Raw genomic sequence first — 13364 nt, forward strand, 5'->3', positions numbered from 1 at the left:
ACCCCGGTGGCCGCGCGGGGCTCCGGGGCGTCGAATACTGTTGCGGCCATGGCTTCCGTGGTGGTGACCCTGGACGGTTCCGTGCGCGCCTCCGACGCGCCCCTGCTGTACGCCGACGACCTCGGCGCGGTCCGCGGCGACGGCTGTTTCGAGACGGTCCTCGTGCGCGACGGTGCGCCGCTGAAGGGGCGCGCGCACCTGGACCGCCTCGCCCGGTCGGCCGCGGCGCTGGGGCTCCCCGCGCCCAACGACGGTGCCTGGTGGGCCGCGATGCAGCGCGCTGCGATGCTCTACGGCGAGGAGGCCGGGGGAGCGGAGGGCGCGCTGCGGCTCGTCTACACCCGCGGTCGCGAGTCCGACCCCGGCACGCCCACGGCGTACGTCACCGTCGGCCCGGTGCCCGAGCGTGCGCGCACCGCCCGGGCCGAGGGCGTCTCCGCGATCACCCTCGACCGCGGTTACTCCACCCGGCTGGGTACCGACGCGCCGTGGCTCCTGCTGGGCGCGAAGACGCTCTCCTACGCGGTGAACATGGCCGCCGCGCGCTACGCCGCAGAGCAGGGCGCCGACGACGTGATCTTCACCTCCAGCGAGGGCCGGATCCTCGAGGCCCCGCGCGCCACCGTCGTGGTCGCGCGCGGCCGCACCCTCGTGACGCCGCCCGCCGAGCAGGGCATCCTGCCGGGGACCACGGCGCGAGCGCTGTTCGAGGCGGCGGAGGACAAGGGCGTCGCGACCGCCGTCGAGCCGCTCTTCCCGGTGGACCTGGTCATGAACGACGGGGTGTGGCTGGTCTCGTCGATCACGTTGTGTGCGCGCGTGCACACGCTCGACGGCGATGCGCTTCCCGATGCACCCATGGACGCGACGGTCCGCTCCCTGATCGAAGCGGGGATCGCGAACACGCCCTAGCATTTCGGACAATCCCGGCACGCGCTGCGGCAGCGCCGCGACCGGCATAGCGTCGCGGGATGAGTACGGACACGGAGGCGGGCGATCAGCTCGGAACGAGCCTCAAGCCCCGCCACATCACCATGATCTCGATCGCCGGCGTGATCGGCGCGGGCCTGTTCGTGGGCTCTGCGAACGCGATCAAACTCGCGGGCCCGGCGGTCCTGATCTCCTACGGGCTCGCGGGCCTGCTCGTGATCCTCGTGATGCGCATGCTCGGCGAGATGGCGACGGCGAACCCCGACACCGGGTCCTTCTCGACCTACGCCGAGCGGGCGCTGGGTCGCTGGGCGGGCTGCAGCATCGGGTGGCTGTACTGGCTGTTCTGGGTGCTCGTGATCCCCGTCGAGGCGACCGCGGCCGCGGTGATCCTGGCGAAGACGGTGGGCGGGCCGCAGTGGTCGTGGGCGCTGCTGGTCGTGGTGCTGCTCACCGCGACGAACCTGTTCTCCGTGGGCAACTACGGCGAATTCGAGTTCTGGTTCGCGTTGATCAAGGTGCTGGCGATCGCCGCCTTCCTGGTGCTGGGCGTCCTCGCGATCTTCGGGCTGCTGCCGGGGTCGGGTGTCTCGGGAGTCCATCACCTGTGGGACACGGGCGGTTTCATGCCGAACGGTGTCGGCGCCGTGATCGCGGCGATGCTCACCACGATGTTCACGTTCATGGGCTCGGAGATCGTGACGATCGCCGCAGCGGAGTCGCCGGAGCCGGCGAAGGGCATCACCAAGGCCGTGAACTCGGTGGTCTGGCGGATCTGCCTGTTCTACATCGGATCGATCTTCGTGGTGGTGGCCCTGGTCCCGTGGAACACGCTCGATTCGGCGACGGGCTCCTACCAGGCGGTCCTCAAGGCCATGAACATCCCCGCCGCCGCGGGGATCATGGACGTGGTGGTGCTGGTGGCCGTGGCGTCCTGCCTCAACAGCGCGCTCTACACCGCGTCGCGGATGCTCTACTCGCTGGCGCAGCGCGGCGACGCGCCGCGCGCTGCGGGCCGCACCACCGCGCGGGGCGTGCCCGCCGTCGCGGTCCTGGCGTCGATGCTGCTCGGCTTCCTCGCCGTGATCGGCAACTACGTCCTGCCCGAGAAGCTCTTCGGCTACCTCCTGGCCACGACGGGTGCCGTGGCGCTGTTCGTCTACCTCGTCATCGCGGTCAGCCAGATCGCCTTGCGCCGGCGGGAGAACACCCCGTCGCCGCTGCGCATGTGGTTCTTCCCGTGGGCCACCTACGCCGTGATCGCCTTCATCGTCTTCGTCATCGTCGCCATGATCTTCGACGAGAGCCAGCGCAGCGCCGTCGGCCTGTCGACAGCCCTCGCGGTCATCGTGGTGGCCGCCAGCGTCGTGCACCAGCGCCGCACGGATCGACGGTCCGCGGTCACGGCCGGGTGAGCGCGGACCGTCGACGAATCCACCTCGCTCGCCCGCGGAGGCGGCGCCCCGGGCATACGGTGGACACACCGGGCCGGCCCGCGGCCCACGACGTGTGCTGTGTCTCAACACTTGGGATCGGCCGCGTTTTCTACTACCATCGGTAGTAATTACTACTGAATGTAGTAGGAGGGCCGGCGACGGCGCCTGCCCGCCCCTCGGCCCAGGGAGCACGTATGACCGCGTTGGACATAGCTCGGTGGCAGTTCGGCATGACCACGGTGATGCACTTCATCCTGGTGCCGCTGACGATCGGCCTGGCGCCGATGGTCGCCACGATGCAGACCATCTGGCTGGTGACGGGGAAGGCGGCGTGGCTCAAGGCCACGAACTTCTTCGGCAAGCTCTTCCTCATCAACTTCGCGCTCGGCGTCGCCACCGGCATCGTGCAGGAGTTCCAGTTCGGCATGGCGTGGAGCGAGTACAGCAAGTTCGTCGGCGACGTCTTCGGCGCTCCGCTCGCGCTCGAGGGCCTCGTCGCCTTCTTCATGGAATCGACCTTCCTCGGCCTGTGGATCTTCGGCTGGACGCGGCTGCCGAGAGTCGTTCACCTGGGCTGCATCTGGCTGGTGGCGCTGGGCGTGAACGCCTCGGCCTTCTTCATCATCGCGGCGAACTCGTGGATGCAGCACCCCGTGGGCGCGACGTTCAATCCGGAGAAGAACCGCGCCGAGCTCACGAGCATCTGGGAGGTGCTCACCAACTCGACGACGCTGGCCGCGTTCCCGCACACGGTCTTCGGCGCCTGGCTCACCGCCGGTACCTTCGTCGCCGCGATCGGCGGCTGGTGGATGGTGCGCGGCATGCGCAAGGGCGACCCCGACGCGATCGAGCTGGCGCAGTCGATGCGCCCCGTCACCCGCTTCGGACTCGGCATCATGATCGTCTCCGCGGTCGGACTCGGCATCACCGGCGACGCGCAGGCCAAGCTCATGTTCGAGCAGCAACCGATGAAGATGGCCTCGGCGGAGTCGCTCTGCCACACCGAGACCGCGGCGTCGTTCTCCATCCTCACCGTGGGAACGCACAACAACTGCGAGTCGGTGCAGCACCTCATCCAGGTGCCGTACGTGACCTCCTTCCTCGCCAACGGCGACCCGAATTCGACGCTCAAGGGCGTCACCGAGCTGCAGGCCGAGGCGGTCGAGAAGTTCGGTCCCGGCGACTACCGGCCCAACCTCTTCGTCTCGTACTGGGCGTTCCGCGCCATGATGGGCTGGTCGATCGGCTCGGGCGTGCTGGCCCTGGCGGGCCTGTGGGTCACCCGGCGCGGCCGCGTCCCGAACCAGAAGTGGTTCAGCCGGATCTGCCTCATCGCGCTGCCCACCCCGTTCCTCGCCAACACCTCCGGCTGGGTCTTCACCGAGATGGGCCGCCAGCCGTGGGTGGTGGTGCCCAACCCGAACGGCGACCCGACGATCCGGCTCACCGTGGGCCAGGCCGTCTCCGGTCATTCGGTCACCATGATGGCCTTCTCGCTGCTGACCTTCGCCGCGGTCTACGGCACGCTGTACCTGCTGTGGTTCTTCCTGCTCCGGAGGTACGTGATCAAGGGGCCGAACCTGCACAGTCCGCTGGACCCGCCGCACGACGACGATGATCCGCCCGCCGGCGCCGACGCCCCCGAGGGCGCGGAACCGGGCCGCAAGGCCTCGTCGGACCACCTCTCGTTCGCGTACTAGGAGGCCGCCATGACTCTGCCCGACTACTGGTTCCTCGCCATCGGCTTCCTGTTCACCGGCTACTTCGTGCTGGAGGGCTTCGACTTCGGCGTCGGCATGCTCATGCCGATCCTGGGCCGCAAGCGCTCACATCCGGACGCCGAACAGCGGCGCCGCGTGCTGCTGAACACCATCGGCCCCGTCTGGGACGGCAACGAGGTGTGGCTGATCACCGCCGGCGCGGCGATGTTCGCGGCCTTCCCGGTCTGGTACGCCGAGGTCTTCTCCGGCTTCTACCTGGTGCTGCTCGCGATCCTCGTGGGCCTGATCACCCGCGTCTGCGCCATCGAGTGGCGCGGCAAGATCGACGAGCCCCGGTGGCGGGGCTGGGCGGACTTCGGCATCGGACTCGGCTCGTGGATCCCCGCGTTCGCGTGGGGACTGATCTTCGCGAACATCGTGCACGGTGTGGACCTCGACGCGCGCGGCGGCATGACCAGCGAGGTCTGGGACCTGCTCAACCCGTACGGGCTGCTGGGAGGGATCGCGACCCTCGGCCTGTTCCTGCTGCACGGCGCGATCTTCGTCGCGCTCAAGTCCGACGGTGACGTCCGGCTGGACGCCCGGAGCCTCGCCTTCCGGATGTGGCTGCCCGTCACCGCGATCGGCGCGGTCTTCGTGATCTGGACGCAGCTCGAGCACGGCGAGCCGTGGACCTGGGCGATGGTGGCGCTGGCAGCCGCAGCGCTGCTGGCGGCGGGCCCCCTGATCCGCGCGGGACGCGAGCTGGCGGCCTTCCTCTCGACCGCGCTGGCGGTGATCGGCGTGAGCGTGCTGCTCTTCGGCGCGCTGTTCCCGAACGTGCTCAACGCCACCGACCCGTCCCGGTCGATCACGATCGACGCAGCGGCGTCCTCGCACTACACGCTGGTCGTGATGTCGTGGTGCACGATCGTGCTGCTGCCGCTGGTGATGATCTACCAGGCGTGGACCTACTGGGTGTTCCGCAAGCGCATCTCGGTCGCGCAGATCCCGCCGTCGATCGGCCTCAGTCCTCGTGCCTGACACCCGCGCGCCCGTCGACCCGCGGCTGCTGCGGTACGCGCGCAGCTCCCGCGGGCTGATGGCGACGGTGATCGCCTGCGGCGTCCTCGAGACCGCCGCGGTGATCGCGCTGGCCTTCGCCCTCGCGACCGCCCTCGCCCGCCTCGTCACCGGGAACGCGGACGTGACGGTGCCGTTCGCGGTGACAGTCGGCGCGGTGGTGGTGCGCGTCGCGGTGAGCCATCTGCGTGCCCGGATCGAACGCCGCGCCGCGGATCGCGTGGTCTCCGAACTGCGGTCCGCCGCACTGGGAGCCGTCGGTCCGGGCCGGACCCCGGTCGACCGGGAGGAACTGCGCACCGCGCTCACCCGCGGGCTCGACGACCTGCCGCCCTACCTCACCGGCTACGTCCCCGCGCTGGCGCTCAGCGTCATCGCGACGCCCGTCCTGATCCTCGCGATGTTCCTCGCCGACTGGGTCTCCGGTGCGATCGCCCTCGGCACCCTGCCCCTCCTCCCGATCTTCATGGTGCTCATCGGGCTGCTCACCCGGGATCGCACCCGGCGCCGGCTGGAGGCCATGTCGCGGCTCTCGGCGCGCCTGCTCGACCTGGTCGCCGGCCTGCCCACCCTGCGCGCCCTGGGCCGCGAGCGCGGCCCCGAGCGGACGGTGCGCGAGCTCGGCGAACGCAACGAGACCGAGACCATGGGCGCCCTGCGCATCGCCTTCCTCTCCTCCTTCGCCCTCGAGCTCCTCGCCACGCTGTGCGTCGCGCTGGTCGCGGTCGGCATCGGCCTGCGGCTCGTGTACGGCGACATGACGCTGTTCGCCGGTGTCTTCGCGCTGATCCTCGCCCCGGAGGTGTACCGGCCGCTGCGCGCCGTCGGGGCCGGCTTCCATGCCGCCGAGCAGGGGATCGAGGCCACCGGCCGGGTCTTCGCGCTGCTCGACGCGCCCGTCCCGGCACCGTCGACGGGGACCGCGCGGCCCGGCGTTCTCACCGCGCGCGCCGTCACCGTGCACGGGCGGGACGGCGCCGCACCGTCGGGCTTCGACGGGGTCTTCCGGCCGGGCCGGCTCACCGTGGTCACCGGCCCCAACGGCTGCGGCAAGTCCACGCTCCTGACCGTGCTTGCCGGGCTCGCCGTGCCGGACGCGGGGAGCGTCACCGTCGACGGTGCGCCGCTCGCCGGCGGCCCGGACTGGTGGGCGCACGTCGCGTGGTGCCCGCAGCACCCCTACCTCGAACCGGGCACGCTCGAGCACAACTTCACGCTGTTGGGCGCCCCCGCACCGGGTTCCGTGCCCGGCGTACTGACCGCGACGGGCCTCGACGAGGTGGTCGCCGAGGGCGGCTGGGACCGCCCGGTGGGCACCGGCGGCACGGGCCTGTCCGCCGGCCAGCGGCAGCGGCTCGCGCTGGCCCGCACGCTGGCGCTCGGCCGATCGGTACTGCTCTTCGACGAACCGACCGCGCACCTCGACGAGGAACTCGCCGCACGTGTCCTGGCCGCGCTGCGGGCCCGCGCGGACGCCGGCGCGACCGTGGTCATCGCGGCGCACGACCCGCAGGTGCTCGCCGCCGCCGACGAGGTGCTGGAGGTGGCGCGTGCGTGACCTCGTGATCTGCCTGCGGGCCATGCGGACCCGCCCGCTGGCGGTGCTCGGCGCCGTCGCCGCCGGGGTGCTCATCGCCGCCAGCGCGCTCGCGCTCGCGGGGCTGTCGGCCTGGCTCATCACCAAGGCGTGGACCATGCCGCCCGTACTGGCGCTCTCGCTCGCCGTGACCGCGGTGCGCGGGCTCGGTATCACCCGGGGTCTGATGCGCTACGTCGAACGGCTCGCGAGCCACCGGGTCGCGCTGCGCGGCCTGACCGAACTGCGTGCCGCCCTGTACCTGCGACTGGCCCGGGCAGCGCCCGCGGAATCCGTGCGGCTCGGCAGCGGCGAGCTCCTCGCGCGCACGGGCAGCGATGTCGACGCGGTGGGCGATGCGCTGGTGCGCACCGTGATCCCCGCGGCGGTGGCCGCGACCGTCTCGGCCGCGGCGACCGTGTGGATGTGGTTCCTCGATCCGCGCGCCGGGCTCGCGCTCGCGGTGTGCCTGCTCCTGGCGGGGCTGGCCGCGCCCTGGCTCACCGCCCGCGCCACTCGCGACCGCGCGGCCGCGGAGGCCGCCGGGGCCGAGGCCTTCGGCGTCGCGGCCTCGGCCGTGCTGGACCACGGCGGGGAGCTCGCGGTCGCGAGGCGGCTCGACGAAGTGCGCGCCCGCGCCGCCCGCGCCGAGGACGCCCGACGGTCCGCCGTCGACCGCGCCGCCCGCACGGGTGCGCTCGCGGACGCCGCGATCCCGCTCGCCATCGGCATCGCCGTGATCGCCGCGCTGCTGGTCGCCGTCGCGCGGATCGACTCGGCGGCCGCCACCACGCTCGGCATCCTGATCCTGCTGCCGCTCAGTGCCTTCGAGGCCGTCTCCGTGCTGCCGGACGCGGCGCGGCAGTACGTGCGCTCCGCCGATGCCGCGAGCCGGATCGCGCCGCTGCTCACCCTGCCCGCCGTGCCCTCGGGCACCGCGCCGGTGGCGCCGCACCCGCGGCTCGCGCTGGGCGACCTTGTGCTCGAACCCGGGGACCGGCTCGCCGTGCGCGGCGCCTCCGGGGCCGGGAAGACGACGCTGCTGCTGGCCCTCGCGGGCCTCGACGACCGCGGCGGCGAGGTCCTCGTCGACGGGACACCCGCGCGCGACTGCGCCGATCTGCCCGCGTCCGTCGGCTTCTTCGGCGAGGCCGCACACGTCTTCGCGACGACGGTGGCCGAGAACTGCCGCGTGGCGCGCGGCGACGCGACGGACACCGAGATCGAGGCGGCGCTGCGCCGCGTCGGGCTGGGGGAGTGGATCGACGCGCTGCCCGACGGGGTGCGGACCCCGCTGGAGGACGGCGCCGATTCGCTCTCGGGTGGGCAGCGGCGCCGGCTGCTGTTGGCGCGGGCGCTGCTGAGTCCCGCGGCGGTGGTGCTGCTGGACGAGCCGACGGAGCACCTCGACGATCGCGACGCCGCCCGACTGCTCGCCGAGATCCTCGACCCGGCGGGGCTGTTCCCCGGGCGCACCGTCGTCGTGGCCGGGCATGCGGAACCGCCCGCGGGGGTGCGTCAGTGGGAGATGGACCGGCTCAGGTCGGCGTAGCGCTCACCGCCGGAAATCCGACGTCAGGTTCGCGCAGGACCCCCGCCGCGCAGGACCCCCGCGATGGCCGCGTCCACCGCGGCCTCCGCGAGCGGCCACTGCTGATCGCCGGGGAGGTGGTGCAGCGGCCCGCGCAGCGCCATCTCGGCGAAACCGTGCACCATCGACCAGCAGGACCAGGTGGCGGACCGTCGGGCTTCCGGGCGGAGCAGGCCCGCGTGCACCAGCAGATCGAGCGACTCCGTCAGCGCGACGTACGGCGGGATGGCGGAGAGGGATTCGGGGTCCGGCACCTCGTCGCCGAAGAAGCAGACCGAGAACCATCCCGGCTCGGCCAGGGCGAAGGCGATGTAGCCGAGGCCGACGGCGCGCAGCCGGTCGACGGGACCCTGGTCCGGGTGGACGGGCATGGCGTCGGCCATGCGCTGCTCGATGGCCGCGCTCACGCCGCGCAGCAGCGCGAGACGGTCGGGGAAGTGGCGGTACGCCGCGTTCGGGCTGACCCCCACGCGGCGGGTGACCTCGCGGATGGTCAGCGCCGACGGTCCGCCGGCGCGCGTGACCTCCAGGCCCGCGTCGACGAGTGCCTGTGCAAGGTCTCCGTGGTGGTACGCCATGCCCTTGTGTCCCCCGTCACTCAAGTGTACGGTGTGAACATAGCAGATGTGGACGCTGTGAACATACAGAGGAGCCGCCATGACCGCCAGTACGACCCCCGAACCCGTCCTGCACGCCGGGTTCAGCAGTCCCGGCTCCGTCGCCACCCCGTGGTCGGAGGTGGACGCGGTGCTGCGGGACGCGGGCATGTTCTGGTTGAGTACCGTCCGCGCCGACGGGCGGCCGCACGTGTGCCCGCTGCCCGCCATGTGGTGGGGCGGCGTGCTGTACTTCGTGACCGGGTGGGAGGAGCAGAAGGCGCGCAACCTGGTGCGTGAGCCCCGCTGCGTGTTGACCACCGGGAACAACGAGTACCTCCACGGCCTGGACGTGACGGTCGAGGGGCGCGCCGAGCGCTGCACCGACCGCGCGGAGCTCGAGGTCCTCGCGCGCATGTGGGAGACCACGCTGGACTGGCCCTACGACGTCGACGACGAGGGCTTCCGGCATCACACCGCCGGACACGCGCCCAACCCCGACGCCGCCTCCCTGCCCGTCTTCGGAGTCCGTCCGGCAAAGATCCTGGCCTTCGCCCGCGGCGAGCACTTCGCCCAGACCCGCTTCCGGCCCTGAACGCCGAGACATCCACCCCGAGAGAGGAATTCATCATGACCGCAGTACCGCCCGTCGTCGACCGCGAGACCTGGCAGAAGGAGGTGGACGCGCTCCGGATCCGCGAGAAGGCCGCGACACGCGAGCTGGACGCGATCGCGGCGCAGCGCCGGCGCCTGCCCGCCGTGCAGTTGCCCGAGTACCGCCTCACCGCGGAGGACGGCAGCACCGTCACTCTCGCGGAGGTCTTCGACGGGCACTCTCAGCTCATCACCTACCACCACATGTGGACCGACGGCAACGAGTGGCAGTGCCCCGGATGCACCGGCGTCACCGCGCAGTACTCGCGGACCGAGTTCCTCGGGAACTGGGACGCGCGGATGGTGGTGATCACCAACGGCCCGATGGACGAGATCCTGGCCTACAAGAAGCGCGTCGGGAACGTGATGACCTGGTACTCCTCGGCGGATTCGAGCTTCGGTGCCGACATGGGCGCCGGTCCCGGCGGCGCATTCGCCTACAACACCTTCGTCCGCGACGGCGACACCGTCTACCACGTGTGGCAGACCGGCAGCCGGGGAGCCGAGCAGCTCTCGTACACCTTCGGCCTGCTCGACGTGCTGCCCTACGGCCGGCAGGAACAGTGGCAGGACGTGCCCGAGGGCTGGCCGCAGGGTCCCACCTACTCCCGCTGGGCGTCGTCGAAGCAGTTCGCGCAATGGTACGGCGAGAACGCCTCCTGACCTGCGTGTTCTCCCTCCGGAAAATTCCATTGCCGACGGTGTCGCGCGGGCGTAGCGTCGAAGATGTCAAACGAAAGGAGGTGGTCCGAGACATGGTGAATTTCAGGACTGAGGAGGTGGCCGCCGCCTGACGGCGGTCGCCCACCTGGAATGACGGAGCCCCCTCCGGCGCGTGATGTCCACGCCCTGAGGGGGCTCTCGTCGGTTCCGGGCGCTAGCCGGCGTAGCGGTTCAGCTTGGCGCTGAGGCGGGGGATGAGCTCGCCGTCTGCGTCGACGCGCTCCTCGACGTAGGCGAGAGCGCCGCCCTGTTCGACCAGGCCGTACAGACGCTTCGCGGCGCCGGCCAAGGGGGAGGTCTTGGAGCGGATCACCACGTCGGCCTCGAGCTCCCACGCGGTCTGGGAGACGGGCTTGCCGTAGTACAGCTCGACGATGCCGCTGGCGTGGGTGACGACGAACTCGATCTCGTCGTCCTCGCCGATACGCCAGAATCCGGCCTCACGCAGGTCGGGCTCGGAGAACTCGCCCTTGTCGTCGAGCTTCCACGACCGTGCTTCCCAGGAGAGGAAGTTCTGGCCGTCGTGGCTCACGACGATCTGCTGCCCGAAGTGGTAATCACCGGACTCGTCGTGCCCCTCGCCCTCGCCGCGCCACACGCCGACGAGGGGGAGCAGGCCGAGCAGGCCGGAGTGCAGATCCGGACCCTGCCGCAGGTTCGCCGTGTCGTCGGCGAGCGGCAGTCCGGGGAGGTTCGAGATGTTGCGCGACGAGGTGGTCTCGGCGCGCTCGATCGCCGCGTCCAGGGCCTCCTGGCCGGTGCCGGCGGATGCGGCGGTCTCGGACGCCGGCGTGGCCTCGTCGCTCACCGTGGGTTACTGCCCGTCGGTGAGGACGCGGTACATCACGAAGATCGCGAACGCGAAGATCGCGACCGACGCCACCGCCATGAGGATCTCGAAGAAGATGACCATGGCCTCGATACTAACCCCCGGCTCGTGGGCGCTCGCAACCGCACGAGTCCCGATGGTGGAAGGCTGTGGGCAATCTCTCGACGCGCCGCGGACCGTCGAATCCCGCGATCCGTTCGACGAGGAGATCGACGGATCGCCTGCCGATGGCCTCGACGTTCTGCGCCGCGGCGGTGAGTCCCGGCGAGAACAGGTCGGACCACTCGAAATCGTCGTACGCGACGAGGGCGACGTCGTCGGGAACGCGCAGGTCCAGATCCCGCAGGGCGCGCATGGCGCCGACCGTCATCTCGTTGTTGAGCACCACGAGTCCGGTGGGGCGCGGTGCCCGGCCGCGGAACATGGCCAGTGTCTGGACGTGCGCCTCGTCGGCGCGGGAGTCGCCGCACCGCACGTGGCGGGGCGCGGCGCGCAGCCCGGCCGCGGCCATCGCCCGTGCGAAGCCCTCGACCCGTTCCTCGGTGGACTGGATGCCGGGGCGGCCGGTGAGGGCGCCGATGTGCCGGTGGCCGAGCTCGGCGAGGTGCGCGGTGAGGCGCTCCACCGGCTCGGCGCCCTCGGAGGCCACCTGGTCGACGTCCGCGGTCGAGAGGCGGTCGATGAGGACGACGGGGGTCCCCGTGGCGGCGATGGCGGGTAGCGCCCGCCGCTCCGAGCCGGGTGCCGGCGCGATGATCAGGCCGTCGACGCGGCGATCGAGCAGCGAGCCGACGAGCCGGTGCTCGATCTCGGTGTCGTCGTGCGAATCGCCCATCATCAGCGTGTACCCGAGCTCGCTGGCGCGCGATTCGATCGCCCGCATGAGCGGGCCGAAATAGGGGTTGCGCCCGGCGGCGATGCTCAGGGCCAGGACGCCGGACCGGGACGTGGCGAGCGCGGCGGCCAGGGCGTTGCGCCGGTATCCGGTGGCCTCGATCGCGGCGAGCACGGCGTCCCGGGTGCGGGGATCGACGCGCCGCGTCTCGTTGATCACGTGGGAGACGGTGCTGATCGACACGCCCGCGGCGGCGGCGACATCGGCCATGTTTCCCATCCATTCAGTCTGCCCGGCGCCGAAACGGACGCGCAAGCGTTTGCGCAAACCCTTGCGGGGATTTCAGCAGCGGGTATACCGTCGCATCCACGCGGAGTCGTGTGACCCACAACACAGTCGAACGGAGTCCTCATGTCGAATCGGAAGAGCCTGCGCATCGCGGCGATGTGCTGCGCCCTCACGGTCAGTTTCGCCTCGGTGGCCGCCTGCAACCGCGACGGCGGCTCGTCGAGCGGCGTCAAGGTCGGCCTGATCACGAAGACCGACACCAACCCCTTCTTCGTGAAGATCCGCGAGGCCGCGAAGAAGGAGGCGGACAGCAAGGGGGCGAACCTCGTCGCGCTCGCGGGCAAGTTCGACGGGGACAACGAGGGTCAGGTCGCCGCGATCGAGAACCTGGTCAGCCAGGGCGTCAAGGGCATCCTCATCACGCCGAACTCGTCCACCGGCATCCTCGCCGCCATCAAGAAGGCCCGCGATGCGGGCGTCGTGGTCATCGCCCTCGACACCGCCACCGACCCCGAGAGCGCCGTCGACGCGACCTTCGCCACGGACAACAAGGAGGCCGGCCGCCTGCAGGGCGCGTGGGTCAAGGGAGCACTGGCGGGTAAGCCGGCCAAGCTGCTCATGCTCGACGGGACCGCGGGCAGCACCGTCTCGGAGTTCCGGCACCAGGGCTTCCTCGAGGGCATCGGCCTCACCGAGACCAGCCCCGAGGTGGCGGGCAAGGAGAACACGAACGGCGACCAGACCAAGGCGCAGACCGCGATGGAGAACCTGCTCCAGCGCGTCCCGGATGCCAACGCGCTGTACACGATCAACGAGCCCGCGGCGGCCGGTGGGCACGAGGCCGCGAAGAAGGCGGGCAAGGCCGCCCAGGTGGTGATCGGCTCCGTCGACGGCAGTTGCACGGGCGTGCGGAACGTCAAGGCCGGGATCATCGGCGCCACCGTCCTGCAGTTCCCCGCGAAGATGGCCGAGCAGGGCGTCGACGCGGTGGTCGCCTTCGCCAAGGACGGCACCAAGCCCACCGGGTTCAACAACACCGGCTCGCAGCTCGTGACCGACAAGCCCGTCGCCGGCGTCCCGTCGAAGGACACCGCCTGGGGCGAGCAGAACTGCTGGGGCTGAC

Annotated in this window: 12 protein-coding genes; 9 read left to right on the top strand and 3 right to left on the bottom strand. The window is 71.3% G+C overall.

The window, feature by feature from the left end; genetic code table 11:
* The first annotated feature begins 48 nt into the window (after positions 1-48).
* The 6 genes from FK268_RS13250 to cydC all read left to right on the top strand — a co-directional run bounded on the left by FK268_RS13250 (position 49) and on the right by cydC (position 8277).
* Positions 49-912, top strand: a complete 864-nt coding sequence (locus tag FK268_RS13250) for an aminodeoxychorismate lyase (protein ID WP_146434777.1) — start codon at positions 49-51, stop codon at positions 910-912.
* Between the two features lie 59 nt (positions 913-971).
* The gene (locus tag FK268_RS13255; RefSeq protein ID WP_146434779.1) at positions 972-2345 is read left to right on the top strand and encodes an amino acid permease; all 1374 of its coding nucleotides are present in this window, start codon (positions 972-974) and stop codon (positions 2343-2345) included.
* A 215-nt stretch (positions 2346-2560) separates the two neighbouring features.
* Entirely contained in the window at positions 2561-4066 is a 1506-nt protein-coding gene (locus FK268_RS13260) for a cytochrome ubiquinol oxidase subunit I (protein ID WP_146434781.1), read from the top strand.
* Positions 4067-4075: 9 nt separating this feature from the next.
* Positions 4076-5110, top strand: a complete 1035-nt coding sequence (gene cydB / locus FK268_RS13265; RefSeq protein WP_146434784.1) for a cytochrome d ubiquinol oxidase subunit II — start codon at positions 4076-4078, stop codon at positions 5108-5110.
* Complete coding sequence (gene cydD, locus FK268_RS13270) at positions 5103-6707, top strand: thiol reductant ABC exporter subunit CydD (RefSeq protein ID WP_231707069.1); 1605 nt, start codon at positions 5103-5105, stop codon at positions 6705-6707. Before cydB ends, cydD begins: the two co-directional genes overlap by 8 nt.
* Positions 6700-8277, top strand: a complete 1578-nt coding sequence (gene cydC, locus FK268_RS13275) for a thiol reductant ABC exporter subunit CydC (protein ID WP_231707070.1) — start codon at positions 6700-6702, stop codon at positions 8275-8277. Before cydD ends, cydC begins: the two co-directional genes overlap by 8 nt.
* A gap of 23 nt (positions 8278-8300) precedes the next feature.
* Here cydC and FK268_RS13280 read toward each other — a convergent pair whose 3' ends face one another.
* Positions 8301-8918: a TetR/AcrR family transcriptional regulator gene (locus tag FK268_RS13280; protein WP_231707071.1), complete on the bottom strand. Its 618-nt coding sequence runs from the start codon at positions 8916-8918 to the stop codon at positions 8301-8303.
* 55 nt (positions 8919-8973) lie between these two features.
* Between FK268_RS13280 and FK268_RS13285 the strand changes: the two genes are divergently transcribed.
* Both FK268_RS13285 and FK268_RS13290 read left to right on the top strand, forming a co-directional pair.
* Positions 8974-9507, top strand: a complete 534-nt coding sequence (locus FK268_RS13285; RefSeq protein ID WP_146434786.1) for a pyridoxamine 5'-phosphate oxidase family protein — start codon at positions 8974-8976, stop codon at positions 9505-9507.
* A 35-nt stretch (positions 9508-9542) separates the two neighbouring features.
* Entirely contained in the window at positions 9543-10229 is a 687-nt protein-coding gene (locus tag FK268_RS13290) for a DUF899 family protein (protein ID WP_146434788.1), read from the top strand.
* A gap of 214 nt (positions 10230-10443) precedes the next feature.
* Here FK268_RS13290 and FK268_RS13295 read toward each other — a convergent pair whose 3' ends face one another.
* Positions 10444-11097 carry a heme-binding beta-barrel domain-containing protein gene (locus FK268_RS13295; RefSeq protein WP_146434789.1) on the bottom strand — a complete coding sequence of 218 codons (654 nt, stop codon included), beginning with the start codon at positions 11095-11097 and terminating at the stop codon, positions 10444-10446.
* Positions 11098-11212: 115 nt separating this feature from the next.
* Positions 11213-12223: a LacI family DNA-binding transcriptional regulator gene (locus FK268_RS13300; RefSeq protein ID WP_231707072.1), complete on the bottom strand. Its 1011-nt coding sequence runs from the start codon at positions 12221-12223 to the stop codon at positions 11213-11215.
* 141 nt (positions 12224-12364) lie between these two features.
* Here FK268_RS13300 and FK268_RS13305 point away from each other — a divergent pair, with 141 nt between their 5' ends.
* Positions 12365-13363, top strand: coding sequence for a substrate-binding domain-containing protein (locus FK268_RS13305; RefSeq protein WP_146434794.1), 999 nt, complete (start codon positions 12365-12367; stop codon positions 13361-13363).
* The last annotated feature ends 1 nt before the right edge of the window (position 13364 follow it).

Source organism: Tsukamurella sputi (genome assembly GCF_007858445.1).
In the GTDB taxonomy this organism is placed as follows: Bacteria; Actinomycetota; Actinomycetes; order Mycobacteriales; family Mycobacteriaceae; genus Tsukamurella; species Tsukamurella sputi.

What these genes read in the sequence shown, in the direction of transcription:
- FK268_RS13290 (WP_146434788.1), top strand. Translation starts at nt 9,543, where the DNA reads ATGACCGCAGTACCGCCCGTCGTCGACCGCGAGACCTGGCAGAAGGAG.
- cydB (WP_146434784.1), top strand. Translation starts at nt 4,076, where the DNA reads ATGACTCTGCCCGACTACTGGTTCCTCGCCATCGGCTTCCTGTTCACC.
- FK268_RS13300 (WP_231707072.1), bottom strand. Translation starts at nt 12,223, where the DNA reads ATGGCCGATGTCGCCGCCGCCGCGGGCGTGTCGATCAGCACCGTCTCC.
- FK268_RS13255 (WP_146434779.1), top strand. Translation starts at nt 972, where the DNA reads ATGAGTACGGACACGGAGGCGGGCGATCAGCTCGGAACGAGCCTCAAG.
- FK268_RS13260 (WP_146434781.1), top strand. Translation starts at nt 2,561, where the DNA reads ATGACCGCGTTGGACATAGCTCGGTGGCAGTTCGGCATGACCACGGTG.
- FK268_RS13285 (WP_146434786.1), top strand. Translation starts at nt 8,974, where the DNA reads ATGACCGCCAGTACGACCCCCGAACCCGTCCTGCACGCCGGGTTCAGC.
- FK268_RS13250 (WP_146434777.1), top strand. Translation starts at nt 49, where the DNA reads ATGGCTTCCGTGGTGGTGACCCTGGACGGTTCCGTGCGCGCCTCCGAC.
- FK268_RS13305 (WP_146434794.1), top strand. Translation starts at nt 12,365, where the DNA reads ATGTCGAATCGGAAGAGCCTGCGCATCGCGGCGATGTGCTGCGCCCTC.